Origin of the sequence: Mycobacterium sp. (assembly GCF_035506235.1) — a bacterium.
Lineage (GTDB): Bacteria > Actinomycetota > Actinomycetes > Mycobacteriales > Mycobacteriaceae > Mycobacterium.
This window is the reverse complement of the sequence record NZ_DATJPU010000081.1, coordinates 1-21,461: the sequence shown is the minus strand read 5'-3', so window position 1 is coordinate 21,461 and position 21,461 is coordinate 1. Positions and strand designations below refer to the sequence as shown.

Sequence of the window (21,461 nt, the reverse complement as noted above, 5' to 3'; positions counted from 1 at the left end):
ATCTGTCACTCTCTTCTGAGTCGCGGAGGGGCTACGGAGAGCCTTACCGGAAACTAGCCAATTGGCAAGGTCCAACCTCCGGGAGGGCTGGCTACCGGGGATCGAACAGCACCGGTAGCGCGGTGGGCGACCGGAAGACCTGCCCGCGGATGTGCGGGTCGCCCCCGGCGGGGTCCAGCCGGAGATTCGGCAGCCGGTCGAGCAGAAGGTTGACCGCGGTGCGCATCTCGAGGCGCGCCAGGTGCATGCCGAGGCACACGTGCACGCCGTGGCCCCAGCCGAGGTGTCCCCTGGCCTGGCGGAAGATGTCGAACGTGTCCGGGTCGGGGTAGCGGTCCTCCTGCCGGTTGGCGGCCCCCAGCATCGGCATGACCGTCGACCCGGCCGGTATCCGCACCCCGGCGAGTTCGGTGTCGCGGGCGGCGACCCGGGTGATGGTGAGCAGCGGCGGTTCCCAGCGCACCCCCTCCTCGATGGCCTGCGGCAGCAGCGACCGGTCCGCGCGGACGGCATCCAGCTGCGCGGGATCGGACAGCAGCGCGAACAGCAGGCTGCCCAGCGCCCGGTACGTCGTCTCCACCCCGGCGGGCAGCAGCAGCCGCAAGAACGAGTAGATCTCCTCGTCCTCGAGCTTCTCCCCGTCGATCTCGGCCCGGGCCAGCGCGCTGATCAGGTCGTCGCGGGGCTCGGCGCGGCGAGCCTGCAGGATCGGCGCGAAGTAGTCGCACAGCGCGGCCGACGCGGCCAGGCCGCGCTCGGGATTCAGGATCCAACTGAGCAACGAGATGGACCAGCGCTGAAACTGCGGGTAGTCCTCCCGCGGCAGGCCCAGCAGGCCGGCGATGATCTGGCTGGGGTAGTCGAAGGTGAACTCCTTGACCAGGTCCGCCTTGCCGTTGGCCGCGAACTTGTCGATCAGGCTATTGCCCACCGGTCCGACCAGTTGGTCCTCCCAGCGCGCCAAGGCCTTCTGCGAGAACGCTTTTGACACCAGGGACCGCAGCCGGCCGTGCACCGGTTCGTCCATGCCCAGCATCACCCGTTCGCCCAGCACCGGCCCGAACGCGGCGATGACGGCCGCCGACGAGAACGTCTCGTTGTCGCGCAGCATCTGCTGGGCTTCCTCGTGGCGGTAGACGATGAAGACGGGCTTGGACTCCTCGTGGGGCATCCCGGAGACATCCAGGCGCTGAATCGGCTCCTCGCGGCGCAGTCGCGCCAGTTCGGTGTAGGGGTCGCGCACGTCGCCGGAGACGGCGTCGTCGAAGGCGCCGAAGTCTTCCAGGTCGTCGAATAGTTGTTCCATCACTGCTCCTCAGTCCGCTCCGGCCGTGCGCCGCCCCGAATCGCGCCCTGCCTGGGTATGCCGAGTACGACTCGCGACAGGTGGTGCATGGCCGGGGACGGTAGAATCCTGTTGAGGGCCAACAGGATCGAGGCGTCGGGACCCACGCCACGGCGGCGGAACGGCGCGCGATCTTCCAGCGCCTTCACCAGCCCGTCGGTGAACCGCTCGGGTGGCCGGGCGAACCTGATCGCGAATCGCCCGCGGGTGTTCATGGTGTCGTGCAGCCGCGCGTAAGGCCCGTCGAAATCGCGCGCGTCGGTGGTGCCGGCGTCGGTGATGATGTCGGTGTCGTACATGCCCGTCACCAGAACGGTCACACCGAGGCCGAAGGCCGCGATCTCGCCGGCCATCGACTCGCCCCACCGCTCCAAAGCGCCCTTGGCGGCCGAGTACGGTGCGGTGCCCGGCTGACCGCGCACCCCGGCCGCGCTGGATATCAGCACGATGCGCCCCTCCCCCGCCGCCCGCATCGACGGCAGCAGGGCCTGGGTGAGCGCGACGGGGCCCAGAACGCCGGTGCCGAACATCCTCTGCCACAACGCCATATCCGTCTCCTCCACCATTCCGGCGGCGGAGATCCCCGCGTTGTGCACCAGCGCATACGGCGCGCCCACGGCCTCTTCGACGGCCTTGGCCGCGGCGGTGATCGACGCGGGGTCCAGCAGGTCGAGCTGCACACCGATCAGCCGCTCGTCGTCGCCGGCGCCCGTCGCTTGCCGCAGGACCGGCATCGCTCGGTCGGGTGTCCGCATGGCCGCAACCACCCGCCACCCTTCGCGATACAGGCGCACGGCCGAGGCGAACCCCAGTCCGCGGGACGCACCGGTGATGACCACCGTGCGCGGCTCAGCCATTGTTGCTCGCGCACGGGCCCACGCCCGGCGGCGGTGGGTCGACGTGGGGCCGCCCGTTGGGCTGCCCGCTCATCCAGGTCGACCACATGCCCACCGAGTAGGGTCCTTGGGCACCGGCCTTCTCGTAAAACCCTTGCGGGTCATAGACCTTGGCTTCCGGATACGGCCACGGGCAGGCAACGGAGGTCGCCGCTTTACTGGCCTTGATGACGGCGAACCACGCGCCGTAGGCGAAGTAGGACACGTTGATGATGGCGAACATCACCAGGAACGTGCCGAGCACCGGGCGACTCGGGAAGACCTTGGCTTTCGCCGCAAGCTTCTCCGCCACCGACTTTCCGGTGTCGTCGCGATAGCAGAGTATCGCCGCGGGCACCATCACGAATGTCACCGAGAACGACTCCCAGATCAGCGGGAACTGGAAGGTCGTGCCGGTGAATACCGAGCCCCATGGAATCACCTGCGAGTAGATGTACATGCCCATGTGGACCAGCTGGATCTCCAGCCACGCATCGAAGACGAAGCCGATGACACAGGTCAGCACCCCCAGGCTGACCAACGGGTGCCGGGACACGAAAGCCTCGGGACCTCTGCGCGCCTGCAATTTGCGCAGGATCCAGATCGCCGGGAAGTAGGGGCCGAAATAAAAAGTGACGTAACCGAATACCACGAACGGTTCGACGGTCGGCGACAACGACACCAGCGGCCACGACTCCGGCCAGTGGATCAGATCGGGGTTGTAGACCGCGAAGGGCGCCCAGTTCATGATCGGGTCCTGCCACACGATCAGCGTGGTGCACAGGAACATCAGCATCACCGGACTGCCCGGATTGCGCCGCCAGCCCCTGATGAACACCACCAGCAGGACGAGCAGCATGATCACGGTGGAGATCTGCAGGAACGGGATGTAGTTCAGCCCGAAGAGGAACCTGACGGGGCGGGGCCGCCCTTGCACGTTCGGGTTGGCGACGCGCGGGTCGAGGGCCACGCGGCAGTTCGCGATGAAGAAGAGCGCGAACGCCGCCAGTGCGGCGCCGGCGACCCATCCGCCCCAGCCGCGTTTTTCGCTTCGCCGCGATGGCGCCGACTCCTCCTGCGCCACAGGAGATATGGATTGGTCAGTGCTCATATTCGTCGGCCTCACTCTCCGAAGCGATCGACCAGGTGCGAGTTGACGCCGTCGGCATCGAGGGTTCGGGCCACCAGATAGCCGGCGCCCATCCAGGCCCGCCGCGTCCACTTGCCGAACGACACCCGGGTGCCGGGTGCGCCCGCGGCGGCGGGCATCATCTTGACCCGCTCCAAGGCCTCTTTGACTCCACGAGGGCTGAGCGGATGGGCGTCGGTGAACGCACGCACGAGTGTGGCTGCGACGTCACGGTTGACCACCGGCACGCAATATTCGGGGCGCCTGCCGCCGTACTGCGCGGCGTATCGGTCGAGGAAATCCTGGCCGAACCGATTCTTTTCGTCGTACTGGTCGACCCCGACCCAGCCGGTGAACGCGTTCCACATGATCGGGTTCACCCAGGCATTCTGGAAGGCCGTCGTCGTGAATCGCGGCGGGTCCCAATCCACTGCCTGCAAAGCGGGATTGATGAAAACGATCCCGAAGCCGAAGCCCAGGTGCACGATCGCCTCCGCCTTGGCATCGTGAAGGGTGCGCACGGCCTCGTTGATGTCCTGCGCGGTCTGCGCGATCGCCGCTTCGGCGACGATGCGAATACCCTTGCGCCGGCACGCGCTTCGCAAATTCTTCAGGTAGCTTTCGCCGATCAGGTTCTGCTCGACGAGGACCCCGATCTCGGTGAGCCCGCGTTTGGCGACCAGGTCGGCGATGAAGATCGGCTCGTCGGTCATGGATCCCTGCGGGAAGGCGAACGTCCACTCGCCCAACCAGTCGTCGGTGCCGGTGACGCTGATTGCCGGGACCTTGAACCGCTCTTCGATCGCCTCGCGGGTGGGCACGCAGTTGTCGGTGATGTGGGGTCCGAAGACCGCCAGGCAGCCCTCGTCGACGAGCTCACCGAAGGCGTCGATCACGGACTTGACCGATCCCTTGGGCAGCCCCTCCACTTCGCGGTAGATCATCTGCACCGGCCGGTCCAGCACCCCCTGCTCGGCGGCGTCGTCGAATACCAGGTCGAAGCACCGCGTGAAGTCGGCCTTCATCTCGTCGGGAAAGCCCGTTGGGAGCGTGAAGTCCATCAGGTACCCCACCTTGATGGGTTCTGCGGTGCTTTCGTAGGACATCCGACCTCCCGGTCAAAAACCTAATATTTGTTCAGACCCTAGCCGCGCCGGTATGACAGCGTCAATCACCGGCCCGCCGCGCCCAGATAGATCTCGATCATCTCGCCCAGGGCGCGGCCTACCGTCACGTCGTCGGTGAGCGGCCCGGCGATCGCGGCGTCGGCCGCCTCACGCATGGTCAGGCCCTCAGCGACGAGCCGGCCCGCCGCGATCAGCACGCGGGTCGACGCGACCTCACGCAGACCGCCGGTTTCCAGCCGGCGGATGGCGTGACCGAAGCGCACCAGCTCGGCCGCGGTGGCGGCGTCCACGCCCGCCTCGTGCGCAACGATCCCCTCTTCGATATCTGCTGCGGGGAAACCGAATTCGATGGCGACCATCCGCTGACGCGTCGAATCCTTGAGGTCCTTGAGCACGCTCTGGTACCCGGGGTTGTAGGACACCACCAGGCCGAAGCCGGGCGCGGCGTCCAGCGTGACGCCGAGACGCTCGATGGGCAGCTGCCGCCGGTGGTCCGCGAGCGGATGCAGCACCACGGTGGTGTCCTGCCGGGCTTCCACCACCTCGTCCAGATAGCAGATCGCGCCCTCGCGCACCGCCCGGGTCAACGGGCCGTCCACCCAGACGGTCTCGTCGCCGCGCAACAGGTACCGGCCGACGAGGTCCGCGGTGGTGAGGTCGTCATGGCAGGCGACGGTGATCAGCGGCCGGCCGAGTTCGTGGGCCATCGCCTCGACGAAGCGGGTCTTGCCGCAACCCGTCGGCCCCTTCAACACGAGCGCCAGGCCCTGCCGGTAGGCCGCTTTGAAGATGGCCTCCTCGTTGCCGATCGCCTTGTAGTAGGGCCGCACGCTGTCCGCCTCGGGAGTCACGCCGTTCCGGCGAGCAAGCCCGCGCTCATTGGCCATCGCTTCCCTCCTGGTGTTTGGAGCCTATCCGGAACAGATGTTTGTTTCAACGGCCGCGGACCTCCACAAGCGCGCGCGCCGTCGTTCGCCGGCGAACCTCGGCCGAGCGCAGGGCGGACCGGAATAGCGGGCCGATCACACCGGCGAGTTGATCCGGGCGCGCGATCGTCGCCTGCGCGGCGCCGCCGAACACTCGGCGAAGCGACTGCACGTCGGTGCCCGCGCCGATCGTCAGGCAGACACAGCCCGTCCCCCGGCGGCGGGCTTCGGCCAAGGCGCGGCGCGCGTCCGCGGCACCGTAGGCCCGCTCGTATCCGTGGTCGTATGCGAGCCCGTCGGACAGCACCACCAACAACCGCCGTGACGTGCCGCCGCGCGCTTCGAGGACCGACGAGCCGTGGCGGATCGCCGCACCGAGGCGCGAATAAGCGCCGGGTTCCAGGCTGTTCAGCCTCCGCATGACTCGGGTGTCGAGGTGGTCGTCGAACCGCTTGACGGGAATCATGCTGACCGCCCGCCGTCCCTGCGAGTAATAGGCGTAAAGCGCAACCCGGTCACCCAGGTCGTGCAGTGCGACGGTGAGATTCGCGACCGCCGCACGCTGTTGCTGGTGCACCGTGCGGGCAGAAGTTCCGGGCTCGGCCGCCGAGCCCGACACGTCGAGCAGGAGCAACACCGACAGATCCCTGCGGCGGCGCAGGCTATCGAGGTAGACCGCTTCGTCGGGGGCCGACCCGGCCCGCACCTCGACGCGGGCTTCCACAGCGGCGTCGATGTCGATGTCATCGCCCTGCGACTGACGGTGGCGGCGGTGCAGACCCATTCCGAGTCGCGCCAATGGGCGCCGCACGCCGACGGCGGCTTCGATCGCAGGCGTCGCGTGCGACTTGATCTCCGGTTCGAGCTCCCGCACCGTGCACCACGCGGGCCGGTAGGCCTTGCGCGCGGCATCCCATTCCGGATACCTCACGCCATTCCCGGCGGCTTCGCCGTCGTTGACGTCCTCGCCCGATGTCGATGCGAGCGACGACACCGCGTGTGAGCCGCGCAGTCCCGAGTTGGTGCGATGCGTGGGGGTGTCCGCGCCGGGCGGTCCCCCGCCGGTACCGGTCTTACGCGCCGAAGACAGCAGCCTCTTCAACCACTTGCCGACGAAGCCTCCGCCGCCCACCGGGCTGGTGAACACGTCCGGATCGTCGGAATCGTCGGTCTCGCCGTCGTCGATCTCCTCTAGTTGCTGCGCTTGGCCTCGCGGGACATGCCGGGAGTCGGCCTCTTGTTGCGTGGCCGCGCGGGAGCACGCGGCCAGGATCTTCGCCGCGCGGATCACGCCGAATTCCGGCGGTGGGTCGTCGATCGCGTGCCGTCCCTTCGCGAGGCTCAGCGAAGCGGCGGACGAGTCGCTTCGGCTCGCGATCTCGCGGTTGGCCAAGGATGCCAAGCCTTTCGGCAGCACGTCGCCGTTGGCGACCAGCGCGCGGTGAGCCTCGATCGCCAGGTACCGCCTGGCCCGACGGGGATGTCGGATCAGGTGACTCACCACGCCGGGGTCCAGGCCCCCGGCCGCGATCATGGATGCCTGCACCGCGATCGCTTCGAGTTCCCGGCGGCCCGGCCCGGCCACATCGACGTAGATCGTCCGGCCGTCCGTCCACGACGGTTCGCCGGGCCGCAGTTCGGCCACCGCCACCGTTCGGCCCGCAAGCGCAGAGGCAAGCGTGCCGAGGCCCTGCAACCGCTCGTCCGCCACACCCGTCCTTCCAACCGCGGCGCTTGTTGACCAAATATCTGTTCCACCGTAGGGTCCGGTAAAACCCGCCGTCAATCAGGAGTGCGCATGATCGACTTCACCGGCCGGGCGGCGATCGTCACGGGGGCCGGTCGCGGGCTGGGGCGGCTGTACGCGCTGGATCTGGCCCGCCGGGGCGCCGCGGTGGTGGTCAACGACCTCGGCGGCTCGATGCGCGGCGAGGGCGCCGACTCGGCCGTTGCCGACGAAGTGGTCGACGAGATCACGAACGCGGGTGGGACCGCGATCGCCTCGTATGACTCGGTCGACAGCCCCGAGGGCGGCCAGGCGATCGTCGACGCAGCCGTGGGCGCGTTCGGGCGGATCGACGCGGTGGTCAGCAATGCGGGGATCTTCGGCAGCGTGCCGTTCGAGGACCTCACGCCCGGGGAGTGGACCCGAATGTTGCGGGTGCATCTCGACGGCGGGTTTTATCTGTCCCAGCCCGCGTATCGCGTGATGAAGCACAACGGCGGCGGCCGGTTCGTGTTCGTCTCGTCCTCCGCAGGGATCTTCGGCCAGCCGATGGAGGCCCACTACGCCGCGGCGAAAGCCGGCCTGGTGGGGTTGACGAACGTGATCGCGATCGAGGGCGAAGCGCACGGAATACTCGCCAATTCCGTTATGCCCAGTGGGTTCTCGCGCATGGTCACCGAGACCGTCGGCGACGAGAAGTTCCTCACCGAATCCGGCTTCATGCGGGCCATCCGGCCCGAGCTCGTGGTGCCGCTGGTGACCTTCCTCGCCAGCACTGCGTGCACGTTCACCCACCGCAACTATTCGGCCGCCGCCGGGCGCTACGCCCGGGTGTTCGTCGGCCTGAGCGAAGGCTGGCTGGCGGACACCGAGAGCCGGCTGGCGGCCGAAGACATCGAGGCTCATCTCGAGGACATCTCGTCGACGCAGAAGTTCATCGTGCCCGCGTCGATCGTCGACGAGGTGCTGGAAGTGTGTGAGCGGCGCGGCATCAGCGCGATGTCGGACAACGCGGATGTCACCTTCCCTGAACCCCGCGGCCATTGACCCGATATCTGCTCCAACGTAGTGTCCGGAAAAATGGATTTCTCCTACCCCGCGGAAGTGGAACGGTTCCGCACCGAGCTGCGCGACTGGCTGTCCGCCAACCTGACCGATGAGCTGGTGGCCGCCCGGCGCCCCGCCGGGCGCGACGACGCGGCGATCGAGCTGCTGCGCGCCTGGAGCCGGACGATGGCCGACGCGGGGTGGGCCGCGGTCTCATGGCCCCGCGAATACGGCGGCCGAGGAGCGACCGTTCTGGAGCAACTGGTCTACACGGAGGAAACCACCCGCGCACGGGCCCCGATGCCGCTCAACGTCATTGGGATGAACAACATCGCCCCCGCGATCATGCAGTACGGCACCGAGGACCAGAAGACGACGCTGCTCCCCCGCATGATGCGCGCCGACGACATCTGGTCCCAGGGGATGTCGGAACCCGAAGCGGGCTCCGACCTCGCCGCCCTGCGCACCCGGGCGGTGCGTGACGGGGACGACTTCGTCGTCAACGGCCAGAAGATCTGGACCTCGCTCGGGCATCGGGCGCACTGGTGTCAGCTGTACGTGCGCACCGATCCCGATGCCCCGAAGCACAAGGGGATCTCCTGCCTCATCGTCGACATGGCGCTGCCCGGCATCGAGGTGCGTCCGCTCGTCACGCTCAACGGCGATACCGATTTCGCCGAGATTTTTTTCCACGACGTCCGGGTGCCAGCCGATGCGTTGCTCGGACCGCTCAACGCCGGCTGGCAGGTGGCAACCACCACGCTCAGCCACGAGCGCGCCGGGGCCGCGCGGCTGTACGCCGAGATGCAGGTAAGACTGGAAGAGCTGGTGGACGACATCGCCACGCAAAGCGACGCGCTCGAGGATCCCGTGACGCTGCGGCGCCTCGGCGAGATCGCCGTCCGCATCAAGTATCTCGAGGTGCTCTGCCAGCGGTCGATCTCGGCGACGCTGCACGGCGGCGACCCGTTCGCGTCGGCCAGCCTCGCCAAGACCGTGTGGGGGGAGATCGGACAGGACATGGCCGCCCTGGCGTTCGACGTGCTCGGTACCCGTGGCGCCAATGCCCCGTGGGCAAACTACCGTCTCACCTCGCGCTCGCTGACCATCGCCGGCGGCACGACGCAGATCAACAAGAACATCACCGCCCAGCGCGTACTGGGATTGCCGCGCAGATGAACCTCGAACTCACCGATGAACAAGTCGCGCTGCGGGACACCACACGGCGCTTTCTCGCCGAGAAAGCACCGATTTCGGGACACGTGCGCGAGTTGCTCGACGATCCGGCCGGCGTCGACGAGCCGGTCTGGCGCGGCCTGGCCGATCTTGGGGTGACGGGTCTGCTGGTGCGGGAGGAAGACGGCGGCGCCGGGATGACGATGGTCGAGGCCGGCGTGGTGGCCGAGGAACTCGGTGCCGCACTGCATCCGGGCCCGTGGTTGTCGACCGCGGTCGCCGCGGCGCGCGCGCTTACGCGGCTCGGCGGCGGTGACAGTGCCGCAACGATTTTGGCTGGGATCGCCGACGGGACCACCATCGCCACCGTGGGCATCGGGGATGTCGGGCATCACTCCGTCGAGGTGGCCGGCCGCGGTGACGGCACCGTCCTGCGGGGCGAGATCGCGGCCGTGCCCGACGCCGCGGCGGCCGACACATTGCTGGTGCTCGCCGAGGACCCCTCGGGCGTAGGCCTTTTCGCGCTGAAAGCCGGCTCCGCCGGGATCTCCGTCACGCTCGAGCCGGGAATCGACCAGACCCGCAAGCGGTTTCGTGTCGGCCTCGACGGCGCGCTCGCGGACCGGCTGGCCACGGCCGCACCTGACGCCATTGCGGCCGTCGTCGATGACGTGCTCATCGCAACCGCCGCCGACGCGCTCGGCGCCGCGCGGGCGGTCATGGACCTCGCCGTCGAATACGCAAAATTCAGAAAGCAATTCGGTCAGGTCATCGGCTCGTTTCAGGCGGTCCAGCACCTGTGTGTCGACATGTATGAGACCGTCGAGCTGGCCCGCAGCGGTGTGATCCATGCGCTTTGGGCGGCCGACAATGCCGCGCCCGACGAACGTCACCTTGCCGCCCTGCGGGCCAAGGCGTTCGCCGGGCGACTGGCCACCGTGGGCGACACCGCCATCCAGGTGTTCGGCGGCATCGGCTACACCTGGGAGCACAATGCTCACCTGTATCTGAAGCGCCTGCTGAGCTGGAGCGGTTTTCTCGGCAGGCCCGACCGCTATCTCACCGAAGTTGGCGCGCGCCTTGCCAAGAGAGGCCATCGATGATGGACATCGAGTACCTCCTCACCGCCACCCGCTCGGCGCGCAAGTCGCTCGACCTCGATGCGCCGATCGACATCGAAGACATCCGGGATTGCCTGCGCATCGGTTTGCAGGCGGCCAACGGCTCGAACCAGCAGTCCTGGCGGTGGCTGGTGGTCGCCAACCCCACGTTGCGCGCCGAGATCGCCGAGCTCTACCGCGAGGCGTATCTGCTGCGGGTGGGCGGGCAGCTGCTCGCCGACCTGCTGCCGGCCGGCACGCCGGAGGGGCGACTCATGTCGTCGACGGAGTGGTTGGTAGAGAACATGGCGAGGGTGCCGTTGCTCGTAATCCCTTGCTATGAGCCCTACCTGCCGCGCATCGACGGGGACGAGTCGTTCCACCAGGCGACGCTGTACGGCTCGATATTCCCGGCGGTGTGGAACTTTCAGCTCGCCCTGCACACCCGCGGATACGGCACCTGCATCACGACGCTGCACCTGCACCGCGAGGAGGAGATCGGCCGGCTGCTCGGCATTCCGCCGACCTACACCCAGGGCTGCCTGCTGCCGGTGGGCCGCCTCCGCGCCGGGCATACCTTCCGGCCGGCCCGTCGGCGGCCCATCGAGGAGGTGGCCGCGCGCGACGGCTGGGATGGCCCCGCGCTCTAGAATGAGGCCGTCACCTCTTCTGATAGCCTTAACAAACATTTGGTTCGTCGCGAAAGGACGAATGCGCATGTTCGCCAATCCGCAGTCGTCGGCATCTACAAGCGGCTGATCATGGCGAAAACGGAGCCATTGCGGGTCAGCGGCAACGACGACTCCGGGACGCGCCGAACCGAGATCCTGCAAACCGCGGCGTCGTTGATCGCATCCTCCGGCCTGCGGACGTCCCTGCAGGAGATCGCCGACGCGGCAGGCATTCTTCCCGGCAGCCTGTACCACCATTTCGAGTCGAAGGAAGCGATCCTCGTCGAGTTGATCCGCGGCTACCAGGAGGATCTGAACCGCATCGGGCAAACGGCCCAGGCGAGGCTGGACGAACCGGATGCGCGACCCGCTTCCGAGAAGATCGTCGAGCTGGGAAAGGCGATCGCCAATTGCGCCGTGCGACACGGCGCCGCCCTGCAGATGTCGTTCTACGAGGGGCCGAACGATGATCCGGAGCTGATGAGGCTTACGCAGGAGGCACCCAACGCTGTTCGGGAGGCGATGCTGCAAACGCTGCGCGCCGGCAGGTGGAGCGGCTACATCAAAACCGACATCGACCTGCCCACCCTGGCCGACCGGATCTGCCAGACAATGCTGCAGGTCGGGCTCGCCGTCATGCGGCACACGTCGCCGGCCGACCAGGTCGCCGGGCTGCTGTGCCGAATCATCCTGGACGGGTTGGCGGCCCGGCCGCCCACCGATGCGGCATTGGATCGGTCCAGCGCCTTCGCGGCCGCCCAGGGCGTCATCGACACGTGGGCCGAGGACGGCGAAACGGATGCCAGTGACAAAGCGGCCCATGTCCTCGCGGTGGCACGAACGGAGTTCGGCCGCAAAGGGTACGAGGTCACGACCATCAGGGACATCGCGTCCGCGGCCGGTCTCGGCACTGGAACGGTCTATCGGGTGATCGGGTCTAAGGACGAACTCCTTGCCTCGATCATGGAATCCTTCGGGAGGAAGGTCGAGGCCGGTTGGGTCGGCGTGCTGCGCTCGGACGCCACGGTCATCGAGAAGCTCGACGCGCTCAGCTGGGTCAACGTCAACGCACTCGATCGGTTTTCCGACGAGTTCAGGATTCAGCTCGCCTGGATGCGGCAGTCGCCGCCGGACACGCCCAACCCCGGTTGGCTGTACGCCACCCGGCTTCGGCAGATGAAATCGCTACTCTCCGAAGGGATCCGGTCAGGGGACATCGGTATCGACGCCCCGTCGGTCACGATGCTGGCCCGATGCGTGATCGGCCTGCAGTGGATACCGGAGAACATCCTCGGCGCCGTCGGGAAACGCGCCGCGCTGGTGCACGTCCGCGACACGGTTTTGCGTGGCGTCGCGGTCCGCGGGACCTAGGTATTGAGCCAGAAAACTGTTACCCATACAGTTGGGCAATTAGAACCGGGTTGGCAGTGAACGAGAAGGAGATTTCCATGACTGTGGTCGATCGGTTGCGCTACGACGGCAAGCGGGCACTCGTCGTCGGCGGCGCCACCGGCATGGGCGCGGCGGCGGCCAAGTCGGCGGCCGAGCTGGGCGCCGAAGTGATCGTGATGGACTACGCGCCGGTGAACTACGACGTCGCCAAGTCCATCCAGGTGGACCTGCGCGACCCCGCGTCGATCGACGCCGCGATCGAGCAGCTGGACGGCCCGGTCCACGCGCTGTTCTCGGCCGCCGGCATCGCCGACGGGACGACCGACCTGATGGCGATCAACTTCATCGGTCACCGGCACCTCATCGACCGCCTGCTCGAGAAGAACCGGCTTCCCTCCGGATCGGCGATCTGCTTCATCTCATCGGTCGCCGGCATGGGCTGGGAGAACGACCTGGAGCTGCTGACGGAGTTCCTCGCGATGCCGGACTTCGCGGCCGCCCAAGAGTGGGTCAAAGCGCACGAATCCGAAGGCATCATCCACTACGGCTTTTCCAAGAAGGTCGTCAACGCCTACGTCGCGACGCAGGGCTACCCGCTGCTGAAGAAGGGCATCCGGATCAACGCGATCTGCCCGGGTCCCACCGACACCCCGCTGGCCCAGGCCAACGCCGACCTCTGGCTCACCTTCGCCCAGGACTACCGCGACGAGACTGGCTCCAAGGTCCACACCCCGGAGCAGATGGGCGACGTGATGGTGTTCCTGAACAGCGCCGCCGCCTTTGGCATCAACGGGATCACGCTCCTGGTGGACTACGGGCACACGATGGCATCGCTGACCGGCGCCTACCCGCCCGGCAAGCCGATCATCGACCTGATCATGGGCCGCGTGAAGCTCTAGAAGCGGGTGCGACGCTAACGTCGGAGGCATGGCACGCATCGTCGTCATCGGCGGCCACGGCAAAGTCGCGCTGCAGCTGGCCCGCATCCTGACCGAACGCGGCGACGAGGTCAGTTCGGTCTTCCGCAACCCCGACCACACCGACGACGTCGCCGCGACGGGTGCGCAGCCGGTGGTGGCCGACGTCGAGGGGCTCGACACCGGCGCGCTGGCGAAGCTGCTGGCCGGCCACGACGCGGTCGTCTTCTCCGCCGGGGCGGGCGGCGGTAACCCCGCGCGCACCTACGCCGTCGACCGCGACGCGGCGATCCGGGTGATCGATGCCGCTGCGCAAGCGGGCGTCAAACGGTTCGTGATGGTGTCCTACTTCGGCGCGGGGACGGATCACGGTGTGCCACAGGGTGATTCGTTCTTCCCCTATGCCGAGGCCAAGGCGGCCGCGGACGCCCACCTACGCGCCAGCGACCTGGATTGGACGGTGCTGGGTCCGGGCCATCTCACCCTGGAGCCGGCCACCGGCAGCATCGCGCTTGGGCAGGGCAAGGGGGAAGTGTCTCGGGCCGACGTCGCGCTCGTCGCGGCGGCGGCGCTGGCGGACGACTCGACCGTCGGGCGAACCATCGACTTCAACAACGGTGACGTCCCGATCGCCGAGGCGCTGGCCGGCTGATCAGCGCGTTGAACCACGACAGCAACAGCGCACGATTGACTTGCGTATCGGACGAACGATAGCCTGTTAACGAGGTGCCTTTCTGCAGGCGGCCTCGCTGTTGAATTAGGCGAGCTTCGGCTCGTCTAATTCTTTTCTCCTGGTTCGACGGGCACCTGAGTTTTGACCCGGTTCCAAATTATCTCAAAATCGGCCGCGAATTGACTGGCCAAATTTTCGTTCCCGATGACCCTCAACCGGTGCTCGGAGTGACGCCCTGACGCGTCGGTGCTCAGATTAGCCGTTCCGGTCAGGACGGTGCAGGAATTGACGTTCACGATGTACTTTTGATGCATCATCCTGAATCCCTGTTTTACGCGGATAGGAAGTGGCTCTCGCCGAAGCACCTGCGACAGACTTTCGATTGCCCGGTCGCCGAGCTTTCCATCGAGGAGAATCCGCAGAAAGACTCCTCTTCGGGCGGCATCGAGTAGCGCACCGTATTCCGGAATTCGTTGGGACAATCCGTGCATTGCGATCAATAGCGTCTCGCCAGGACCAGCACGGAAGATGACGTCGAGAGCCAAGGCCGTGATCGTGAGAGGGGCGCGCTTCACCCTGCCGCTGGGGCTGCGAAGGCTGATGTAGCGCCTGTTGTTGGACTCGGCATAGCCGGCACGGCTTTTTTCCTCGTGCGGCAGACACGCACTGAACGCGATCACCACCGGATCGCTTCCGAGAATATGCGGGACGGAATCGCTGGAACTGTAATACCGGGAATTCAATACATTCAATGCGTCATCTCGGCCATGGGCCAGGCCATCGATCGAATTTGGCGCAGTCATGGGATCGCGGTGATAAATGTCGATAATCGACTCGTAGTGAGCCTGGGCCTCATCGGGTGACAACGAACATCTACCGTCCGACCAGAGAGCCTCGAATTCAAGCTCCACCCTTGACATGATATCGCGGCATTCAGCGGTCGAGTCTGTCAGAATGAGGATGTTCTCGTAGCTGTGGACCGCCTTGGCCGTCCAATTGAAGCTTCCGCAAATGAGCCGCCAAGGTTCGCCGTCGACGACGACGGAAACCGTCTTGTGGTGAAGTAATCCGCGGCTGGCACGGTACGACCAACGAATATGCGCAGCCGTAGCATCCCACACATACGGCTGATCTTTCTTGTATCGCACGCTGAGGCTGGGCAGTCGAAGCTGAGCGAGCCGGCCGACTTGTTGGTGTCCGTCAACGCCTCGCGCAGTCCAATCGGCGATCAATCGGACGTTCAGCCCCGGTTGTCGAGCTGCCGATGCCAGCGCGTCGGCGATGAGGGGGTCGGTAAAGGAAAACATCATGACGTTGATATCGACCGCGTGCCTGCCGGCCTTGGCGGAAGCGTCGGCGATGAGCTCCAAGACACGGGCCCGGACACCATCGCCCCCCACGACGCTGCTGAAAACGCCCTCTATGCCCATGCCGTCCGACCTTTACGACGGGCGCTCGGTGTTTGCCGCGGCATGCTCTGACGTCGCCCTTGCTGTGAGCCGCTGGAACCGCCGGCGCCCGCAAAGCCTATCCCACCGCGAAAGGTTAGGCCCTGGACTGTTCGCCGGCATGGCTGGGCCCTTCCGTCGGTCGGGTGGTGCGGCAATCATGCCGCGAGTGGCGGATAAAAATTCCGCTTCCACGAGAACGCTTTGAGAGACAATGAGACGAATCCACCAAGGACTATCGGCACTGCGCCATAAGAAGGAAACAGGATGGACGAGCGAAGCATCCACTGGACACGTCTGATCCGACTCGACGATGACGTGAGAAGCGCGAGGCGAGCGGGGCTTAGCCTCGTGGTATCACCTCCCGAATGGGCGCGGGGGCTGGCGTCATTGATCAAGCTGTCGGACGAATTTCGCGACGTCGGGTTGCTGGTCACCAATGTCGGGCCCAGCAGCCAGGCCGCGAGCGCTGGAATCGAACGCGGCGACGTGCTGCTGCGGTATGACGGCGTGCCGCTGGAAACCATCGAACAGCTGAGGAACCTCGAAGGCGTTGCGCCGCAAGGCGAGACGCCCAGGCGGGTGACGGTTGAGGGAGTTCGCGGCGCGCGGGAGGTCACTTTCACTGTGACCGCAGGCCGACTGGGGATCACCGTCAGCGCCTTGCTGCATCGTTTGCGTTCCAGGCGGCGGGCGGTGGGAAGGGTCATCCTGGCGCCCGAGCACGGCGCGCGGGTCGCGGCTGGCATGCCTACGCTCGTGGAAGTTCCGCGTGAACTTGTCTCCCAAGTGGCGCTCCTCGCAGAAGTTCTGCAGCGGCCCCGCAGCGCCAAACAAAGAAAGAAGGTCGAGGCCTTGATTGAGACGGCGGCGGCGATGGCCCGACCGGTCGACCGCGGCTCACGGCTCACCGGCTCTCCATAGCGCGGCTAAGATTCGTTGCCTTGCAAGGGTTCCCTGATCGATCAGATTCGCGCACTCAATCTGTCTCAAGTCATCGAAGGTGCCGCGGGGGAGTTCGACCGTATCACCGTTCGCCAGCCGGACAAGGGCTGTTTGCGCGTCCACGGCCAGCGGCGACTCCAGCGTCCCCGGGCGTTCGAGCACTGAAAACAGATACGCAAGCTCCTCCGCGTACTGGCCGAACTGGCTGACAACCTCCGCCTGCTCGTCCCGGGTAAGGATGCCGGGCCCAATCGCGTTGGTCCCATATATTGCGTGCAATCCGCCGGCGAAGCAGACACTCAGGTCCAGGCCCTTCGCCTGCATGATCGAGAACGTCCTGACAAGATGATCATGCAGAGTGCCCGTCTGATGCCTACGACCAGCGGCACCAGCCTTGCGCAGAAAAAAACTGAGCTTCTCGAAGTCGTCGCCCCGTCTCTTTCTGGCCTTGAATATCAGCGTCTTTCGCAGGATCGTGCACTTCCTGGAAACGGCGCGTCCGGCGTGCTGGGTGCTCGAGGGAAAGATGACGGCCCGGTTTGGCCGAGGGAGCACCGCCTTGGCGATGTCGGCGCTGGCCCCGAGGAAGACCGTTTCGCCGGCCCAGTCCGGCTCCCAGTAATCGTTGACATAGATTATCGACGTCCACTCGTCGGGGCGCTCGGAGTCGGTGTGGAAATAGCCGTCCGTGCCATAGGTGTAGCCGTTGAGGTAGCAGCGGACCAAAAGGTACTCGGGCAGGTGAGCGTCCCGCACGAAGTTCCAGGCCGCGTGGACCGGCGCCACCCCGGCCTGTGTCTCGAGAAGATCGGCGACGTCGGCGAGGTTATGCGGGCCCGCCGCAACGAAATCCCGGCTCCAGTGGCCATGTGGATCGGTCTTGAAATTCGAGCGTGATCCGTAGGCCAGCGGCTCGGTTGAGATGAATCGGGCCAACGTGTCATACATTTGTCGCGGCAAAAAGTCGTCCAGGACGACGATCTCCTCGCTCACGATGCCGGCGACCGATTACACCGAGTCGCCGTAGTCGCCACCGTCGGCGCTGGCAACGGCACTGTCGTCGCCGTCATCGTCACCGGCGTCGACCATGCTTTCGTCGACGTAGTCATCGAGGCTGTCGCTCTCTGCTATCCCATCCAGGCCCTGTTCTGGGTCTTCCGATTCGAGCAGATCGACTACCGCAGCCTCTACCCGCGAGAGACTGCCCGGGTCATTGGAGCCCGGCCCGGTCACCCAGACCCCGGTCCAGTACACCTGGCCGTCGACGTTCACGGTGAAACCCCATAGATAGTAGGTATCCCCGTTCTCCACCATGGTTGCTCCGGTCAGTCCGCCGGAGAGGATCACAACGGTCGGCATGAGGTGCTCCCGTATCGGTTCGGATCAACGCGAGCCGGCTCCGGCCGGCCTTCGGTCGGGGGACAATCGCGCGCCGAGAAGCGGCGTGTGACCCGGCCATCCGACACGTCGTCGTCTGCCGTGGCAATGACCTCGATGGCCGGTCGCAGGTAGGGAGAGCGCGAGCCGTCGAAGTCCGCCCGCGGCAATTTGCCGTAATACTCGGTTTCCGCTGCCCGTCGGACGAACTCGATGGCCAGATGGCCCACGCGGCGAAAGTGTCGGATGCGCCCCCGCAGCACCAAATGCACCAATTTCGGTGAGAGAAGCTTGACGGTCTTTATCACGGCATCGGGCCGCAGCGGAACCTGCGCCAGCGTCGGGCCAACGAGGCGGAAACAGGGATCGATGACGCAGGCGGGACTGCCGCCGTACAAGCCATATTCGCGGCAGCACCATAACGCGCGTTCGACACCATGTTCGCTGGGGACGGTACCGGACCGAGGCGACAGCACAAGGTCAATATCCGATGCATCCCGTCCGGGTTGAACGCGTGACCCGACGAGCCAAAGCTGAAACGCATGGAGTTCCGGGGCGGCTCGAAGGTCGCGAAGGACAGATCCCATCCGTGCGTCGGACACCGGCGCCACCAGGTTTACGTGCGGTCCGAACAGACGTCTTTGCATTTCACGATCGCGTACCGAGAGGCAGACCGGCGTCCGGCGCGGGTCGCTGTAGCCAACACCACGGGCTGCCACGCGTTGGATTTCCAAATCCGTACGGCTTTCTCCAACGAAGCTGTGATAAGGACACACAATACTCAGCCACCGGGACAATCGGCCGGAAAAAGACAGCGGGTCGGTAGGCGAGACCGCTTTCCTCGGCGACACAACCGTGGCGCATGCCCACTGCTGGAGTAACCTCGGCGGGCGCAGCCGGTCTGCCGTCGCCGCAACCGCGGTACCGGCATGGAGCGAGGCATGTTAGACGTGCATCGCGAGAGGGAACCCGGTGATAGTCCGGGACTGTGCCGCAGCGGTATGCAGCAACGACCGCCGTCAAAAGCATTGGTCGCCAGACCGGGAAGCTGCAGCTTTTGAGAGGCCACAAGGAACAGCACCGGGTGCGCGCCTGCGAGTCCGAAGACCTGCGGGCTGTGCCGGGCGCGCCGCGTCCGGCCGGCTCATCGCCTCGTGGAATGGGCGTTTGGTCGTGGCCGCTAGCGGTTGTGTACCTTGCAGAAATCAGGTGCGCACCGCGGCGGATTCGGCTGCGCGTCCGCCGGCGGTGAACCACCGGTCGAGTGTTAGGACGAAAACGTGACCTCTCAACCATTCACCGCCACCGTTACCGGCTCCCCGCGCATCGGCCCGAAACGCGAACTGAAGCGCGCCACCGAGGGTTATTGGGCCGGGCGCACCAGCCGGGCCGAGCTGGAGTCCGTCGCAGCGACCTTGCGCCGCGACATGTGGGCTCAGCTGGTCGCCGCCGGGTTGGACTCGGTCCCGGTGAACACCTTCTCTTACTACGACCAGATGCTCGACACCGCTGTGATGCTCGGCGCCCTGCCGGCCCGGGCGGCGCAGGTTCCCGACGATCTGGACCGGTACTTCGCCGCGGCGCGCGGCAATTCCGACGTCGCACCGTTGGAGATGACCAAGTGGTTCGACACGAATTACCACTACCTGGTTCCCGAGATCGAGCCCGCGACCGCGTTCTCACTGAACCCCGACAAGGTGCTCTCCGAGCTGAAAGAGGCGCTGCAGCAGGGTGTTCCCGCCCGCCCCGTCGTCATCGGGCCGATCACCTTCCTGCTGCTGAGTAAGGCCGTCAACGGCGGCGGCCCGCCGATCGAGCGGCTCGAGGAACTGGTGCCGATCTACTCACAGCTGCTGTCCTTGCTCGCCGACAGCGGAGCGCCCTGGGTGCAGTTCGACGAGCCCGCGCTGGTGACCGACATCTCCCCCGGCGCGCCCGCGCTGGCCGAGGCCGTCTACAACGCGCTGGGCGCGGTGGGCAACCGGCCCGCGATCCACGTAGCCACCTACTTCGGTGACCCCGGCGCCGCCCTGGCGGGGCTGGCCCGCACGCCCGTCGAGGCGATCGGCGTCGACCTGGTTGCCGGCGCGGACACCGCCGTCGCGGGCATCCCGGAATTGTCGGGCAAGCTGCTCGTGGCCGGCGTCGTCGACGGGCGCAACGTCTGGCGCACCGACCTGGAGGCGGCGCTCGGCAAGCTCGCCACCCTGTTGGGTTCCGCTGCCGCAGTAGCGGTTTCGACCTCGTGCTCGACGATGCACGTCCCGTACTCGCTGGAACCGGAAACCGGTCTCGACGACGCGCTGCGCAGCTGGCTGGCTTTCGGGCGAGAGAAGGTCGCCGAGGTGGTGACGCTCGCGCGCGCCCTGCAGGACGGGCGCGACGCCGTCGCCGACGAGATCGCGGCGTCCAACTCCGCCGTGGCCTCCCGCAAGACCGATCCGCGGCTGCACAACGAGCGGGTACGCAGCCGCATCGACTCGATCGTCGCGTCGGGCACCCACCGCGGCGACGCGGCGCAACGCCGCGCCAGTCAGGAGGCGCGGCTGCACCTGCCACCGCTGCCCACCACGACCATCGGCTCCTACCCGCAGACCTCGGCAATTCGCAAGGCGCGCGCGGCGTTTCGGGCCGGTGAGATCGACGAGGCCGAGTACGTCGGCAAGATGCGCCAGGAGATCGCGGACGTCATCAGGCTGCAGGAGCAACTCGGCCTGGACGTGCTGGTGCACGGCGAGCCGGAGCGTAACGACATGGTGCAGTACTTCGCCGAACAGCTGACGGGCTTCTTCGCCACGCAGAATGGCTGGGTACAGTCCTACGGCAGTCGGTGCGTGCGCCCGCCGATCCTGTACGGGGACGTGTCGCGGCCCAATCCGATGACCGTGGAATGGATCTCGTATGCCCAGTCGCTGACCGACAAGCCGGTGAAGGGCATGCTGACCGGGCCCGTCACGATCCTGGCGTGGTCGTTCGTCCGTGACGACCAGCCGCTGGCCGACACCGCCAACCAGGTCGCGCTGGCCATCCGCGACGAAACCGTGGACCTGCAGGCCGCGGGCGTCGCGGTCATCCAGGTCGACGAGCCCGCGCTGCGTGAGCTGCTGCCGCTGCGGCGCGCGCAGCAGGAGGATTACTTGCGTTGGGCCGTAGCGGCTTTCCGCTTGGCGACCTCGGGCGTGGCCGACTCGACTCAGATCCACACCCATCTGTGCTATTCGGAATTCGGTGAGGTGATCGGGGCCATCGCCGACCTGGACGCGGACGTGACGTCCCTCGAGGCGGCGCGTTCCCACATGGAGGTGCTGGACGACCTGAACTCGGTCGGCTTCGCCAACAGCGTCGGCCCTGGTGTCTACGACATCCACTCCCCGCGGGTGCCAAGCGCCACGGAGATGGCCGAGTCGCTGCGCGCCGCGTTGAAGGCCCTGCCGCCGCAACGGCTCTGGGTCAACCCCGACTGCGGGCTGAAGACCCGCAACGTCGACGAGGTGACCGCGTCGCTGCGCAACATGGTCGCCGCGGCGCGGGAGGTCCGGGCGGGCGCCTAGACCGCGAGCGTCACGCCAGCGTGGCGCTCGGGGCCC

General features: G+C 66.6%; 18 protein-coding genes, 1 pseudogene and 1 riboswitch. Of the genes and pseudogenes, 9 read left to right on the top strand and 10 right to left on the bottom strand.

The window, feature by feature from the left end; all coding sequences use genetic code 11:
- Window positions 1-91 precede the first annotated feature (91 nt).
- The 6 genes and pseudogenes from VMD50_RS07565 to VMD50_RS07540 all read right to left on the bottom strand — a co-directional run bounded on the left by VMD50_RS07565 (window position 92) and on the right by VMD50_RS07540 (window position 7,113).
- Window positions 92-1,306 carry a cytochrome P450 gene (locus VMD50_RS07565; protein WP_325426404.1) on the bottom strand — a complete coding sequence of 405 codons (1,215 nt, stop codon included), beginning with the start codon at window positions 1,304-1,306 and terminating at the stop codon, window positions 92-94.
- A 20-nt stretch (window positions 1,307-1,326) separates the two neighbouring features.
- Window positions 1,327-2,202: pseudogene (locus VMD50_RS07560) on the bottom strand (SDR family oxidoreductase); the annotation flags it as partial.
- Window positions 2,195-3,331, bottom strand: a complete 1,137-nt coding sequence (locus VMD50_RS07555) for a spirocyclase AveC family protein (RefSeq protein ID WP_325426402.1) — start codon at window positions 3,329-3,331, stop codon at window positions 2,195-2,197. The gene VMD50_RS07555 and the pseudogene VMD50_RS07560, both read right to left, overlap by 8 nt.
- Before the next feature lie 11 nt (window positions 3,332-3,342).
- Entirely contained in the window at window positions 3,343-4,455 is a 1,113-nt protein-coding gene (locus VMD50_RS07550) for an ABC transporter substrate-binding protein (protein WP_325426401.1), read from the bottom strand.
- Between the two features lie 65 nt (window positions 4,456-4,520).
- Window positions 4,521-5,363, bottom strand: a complete 843-nt coding sequence (locus VMD50_RS07545) for a CbbQ/NirQ/NorQ/GpvN family protein (RefSeq protein WP_325426399.1) — start codon at window positions 5,361-5,363, stop codon at window positions 4,521-4,523.
- A 46-nt stretch (window positions 5,364-5,409) separates the two neighbouring features.
- The gene (locus tag VMD50_RS07540) at window positions 5,410-7,113 is read right to left on the bottom strand and encodes a nitric oxide reductase activation protein NorD (RefSeq protein WP_325426397.1); all 1,704 of its coding nucleotides are present in this window, start codon (window positions 7,111-7,113) and stop codon (window positions 5,410-5,412) included.
- Between the two features lie 87 nt (window positions 7,114-7,200).
- Here VMD50_RS07540 and VMD50_RS07535 point away from each other — a divergent pair, with 87 nt between their 5' ends.
- The 7 genes from VMD50_RS07535 (at window position 7,201) to VMD50_RS07505 (ending at window position 14,083) form a co-directional block, all read left to right on the top strand.
- Complete coding sequence (locus tag VMD50_RS07535) at window positions 7,201-8,175, top strand: SDR family NAD(P)-dependent oxidoreductase (protein ID WP_325426395.1); 975 nt, start codon at window positions 7,201-7,203, stop codon at window positions 8,173-8,175.
- Window positions 8,176-8,208: 33 nt separating this feature from the next.
- The gene (locus tag VMD50_RS07530) at window positions 8,209-9,354 is read left to right on the top strand and encodes an acyl-CoA dehydrogenase family protein (RefSeq protein WP_325426393.1); all 1,146 of its coding nucleotides are present in this window, start codon (window positions 8,209-8,211) and stop codon (window positions 9,352-9,354) included.
- Window positions 9,351-10,454, top strand: a complete 1,104-nt coding sequence (locus tag VMD50_RS07525) for an acyl-CoA dehydrogenase family protein (RefSeq protein WP_325426391.1) — start codon at window positions 9,351-9,353, stop codon at window positions 10,452-10,454. Before VMD50_RS07530 ends, VMD50_RS07525 begins: the two co-directional genes overlap by 4 nt.
- Window positions 10,454-11,101, top strand: coding sequence for a nitroreductase family protein (locus VMD50_RS07520; RefSeq protein WP_325426416.1), 648 nt, complete (start codon window positions 10,454-10,456; stop codon window positions 11,099-11,101). The genes VMD50_RS07525 and VMD50_RS07520 overlap by 1 nt, the downstream gene beginning before the upstream one ends.
- 111 nt (window positions 11,102-11,212) lie before the next feature.
- Entirely contained in the window at window positions 11,213-12,493 is a 1,281-nt protein-coding gene (locus VMD50_RS07515; protein ID WP_325426389.1) for a TetR/AcrR family transcriptional regulator, read from the top strand.
- A gap of 77 nt (window positions 12,494-12,570) precedes the next feature.
- Window positions 12,571-13,413, top strand: coding sequence for an SDR family oxidoreductase (locus VMD50_RS07510; protein ID WP_325426387.1), 843 nt, complete (start codon window positions 12,571-12,573; stop codon window positions 13,411-13,413).
- A gap of 28 nt (window positions 13,414-13,441) precedes the next feature.
- Window positions 13,442-14,083, top strand: coding sequence for an SDR family oxidoreductase (locus tag VMD50_RS07505; RefSeq protein ID WP_325426385.1), 642 nt, complete (start codon window positions 13,442-13,444; stop codon window positions 14,081-14,083).
- 125 nt (window positions 14,084-14,208) lie between these two features.
- On the opposite strand, the gene VMD50_RS07500 is transcribed toward VMD50_RS07505, so the two are convergent.
- Window positions 14,209-15,534, bottom strand: coding sequence for a phospholipase D-like domain-containing protein (locus tag VMD50_RS07500; RefSeq protein ID WP_325426383.1), 1,326 nt, complete (start codon window positions 15,532-15,534; stop codon window positions 14,209-14,211).
- 285 nt (window positions 15,535-15,819) lie between these two features.
- Between VMD50_RS07500 and VMD50_RS07495 the strand changes: the two genes are divergently transcribed.
- Entirely contained in the window at window positions 15,820-16,476 is a 657-nt protein-coding gene (locus tag VMD50_RS07495) for a PDZ domain-containing protein (protein ID WP_325426381.1), read from the top strand.
- On the opposite strand, the gene VMD50_RS07490 is transcribed toward VMD50_RS07495, so the two are convergent.
- Genes VMD50_RS07490 through VMD50_RS07480 form a run of 3 tightly spaced genes read right to left on the bottom strand, consistent with a single transcriptional unit; the run spans window position 16,453 to window position 18,521 of the window.
- Window positions 16,453-17,490, bottom strand: a complete 1,038-nt coding sequence (locus tag VMD50_RS07490; protein ID WP_325426378.1) for a 2OG-Fe(II) oxygenase — start codon at window positions 17,488-17,490, stop codon at window positions 16,453-16,455. The genes VMD50_RS07495 and VMD50_RS07490 overlap by 24 nt on opposite strands.
- A gap of 15 nt (window positions 17,491-17,505) precedes the next feature.
- On the bottom strand, window positions 17,506-17,856 hold the full coding sequence (locus tag VMD50_RS07485) for a hypothetical protein (protein ID WP_325426376.1): 351 nt from the start codon (window positions 17,854-17,856) through the stop codon (window positions 17,506-17,508).
- Window positions 17,841-18,521, bottom strand: a complete 681-nt coding sequence (locus VMD50_RS07480) for a hypothetical protein (protein ID WP_325426374.1) — start codon at window positions 18,519-18,521, stop codon at window positions 17,841-17,843. The genes VMD50_RS07485 and VMD50_RS07480 overlap by 16 nt, the downstream gene beginning before the upstream one ends.
- Before the next feature lie 277 nt (window positions 18,522-18,798).
- Window positions 18,799-19,004: riboswitch (cobalamin riboswitch) on the top strand.
- Between the two features lie 150 nt (window positions 19,005-19,154).
- Between VMD50_RS07480 and metE the strand changes: the two genes are divergently transcribed.
- Window positions 19,155-21,425 carry a 5-methyltetrahydropteroyltriglutamate--homocysteine S-methyltransferase gene (metE, locus tag VMD50_RS07475; RefSeq protein WP_325426371.1) on the top strand — a complete coding sequence of 757 codons (2,271 nt, stop codon included), beginning with the start codon at window positions 19,155-19,157 and terminating at the stop codon, window positions 21,423-21,425.
- The last annotated feature ends 36 nt before the right edge of the window (window positions 21,426-21,461 follow it).

Excerpts from the sequence above, each read along its gene's own strand:
- VMD50_RS07565 (WP_325426404.1), bottom strand. The coding sequence starts at position 1,306 with ATGGAACAACTATTCGACGACCTGGAAGACTTCGGCGCCTTCGACGAC.
- VMD50_RS07555 (WP_325426402.1), bottom strand. The coding sequence starts at position 3,331 with ATGAGCACTGACCAATCCATATCTCCTGTGGCGCAGGAGGAGTCGGCG.
- VMD50_RS07550 (WP_325426401.1), bottom strand. The coding sequence starts at position 4,455 with ATGTCCTACGAAAGCACCGCAGAACCCATCAAGGTGGGGTACCTGATG.
- VMD50_RS07545 (WP_325426399.1), bottom strand. The coding sequence starts at position 5,363 with ATGGCCAATGAGCGCGGGCTTGCTCGCCGGAACGGCGTGACTCCCGAG.
- VMD50_RS07535 (WP_325426395.1), top strand. The coding sequence starts at position 7,201 with ATGATCGACTTCACCGGCCGGGCGGCGATCGTCACGGGGGCCGGTCGC.
- VMD50_RS07530 (WP_325426393.1), top strand. The coding sequence starts at position 8,209 with ATGGATTTCTCCTACCCCGCGGAAGTGGAACGGTTCCGCACCGAGCTG.
- VMD50_RS07525 (WP_325426391.1), top strand. The coding sequence starts at position 9,351 with ATGAACCTCGAACTCACCGATGAACAAGTCGCGCTGCGGGACACCACA.
- VMD50_RS07520 (WP_325426416.1), top strand. The coding sequence starts at position 10,454 with ATGGACATCGAGTACCTCCTCACCGCCACCCGCTCGGCGCGCAAGTCG.
- VMD50_RS07515 (WP_325426389.1), top strand. The coding sequence starts at position 11,213 with ATGGCGAAAACGGAGCCATTGCGGGTCAGCGGCAACGACGACTCCGGG.
- VMD50_RS07510 (WP_325426387.1), top strand. The coding sequence starts at position 12,571 with ATGACTGTGGTCGATCGGTTGCGCTACGACGGCAAGCGGGCACTCGTC.
- VMD50_RS07505 (WP_325426385.1), top strand. The coding sequence starts at position 13,442 with ATGGCACGCATCGTCGTCATCGGCGGCCACGGCAAAGTCGCGCTGCAG.
- VMD50_RS07500 (WP_325426383.1), bottom strand. The coding sequence starts at position 15,534 with ATGGGCATAGAGGGCGTTTTCAGCAGCGTCGTGGGGGGCGATGGTGTC.
- VMD50_RS07495 (WP_325426381.1), top strand. The coding sequence starts at position 15,820 with ATGGACGAGCGAAGCATCCACTGGACACGTCTGATCCGACTCGACGAT.
- VMD50_RS07485 (WP_325426376.1), bottom strand. The coding sequence starts at position 17,856 with ATGCCGACCGTTGTGATCCTCTCCGGCGGACTGACCGGAGCAACCATG.
- VMD50_RS07480 (WP_325426374.1), bottom strand. The coding sequence starts at position 18,521 with ATGCAAAGACGTCTGTTCGGACCGCACGTAAACCTGGTGGCGCCGGTG.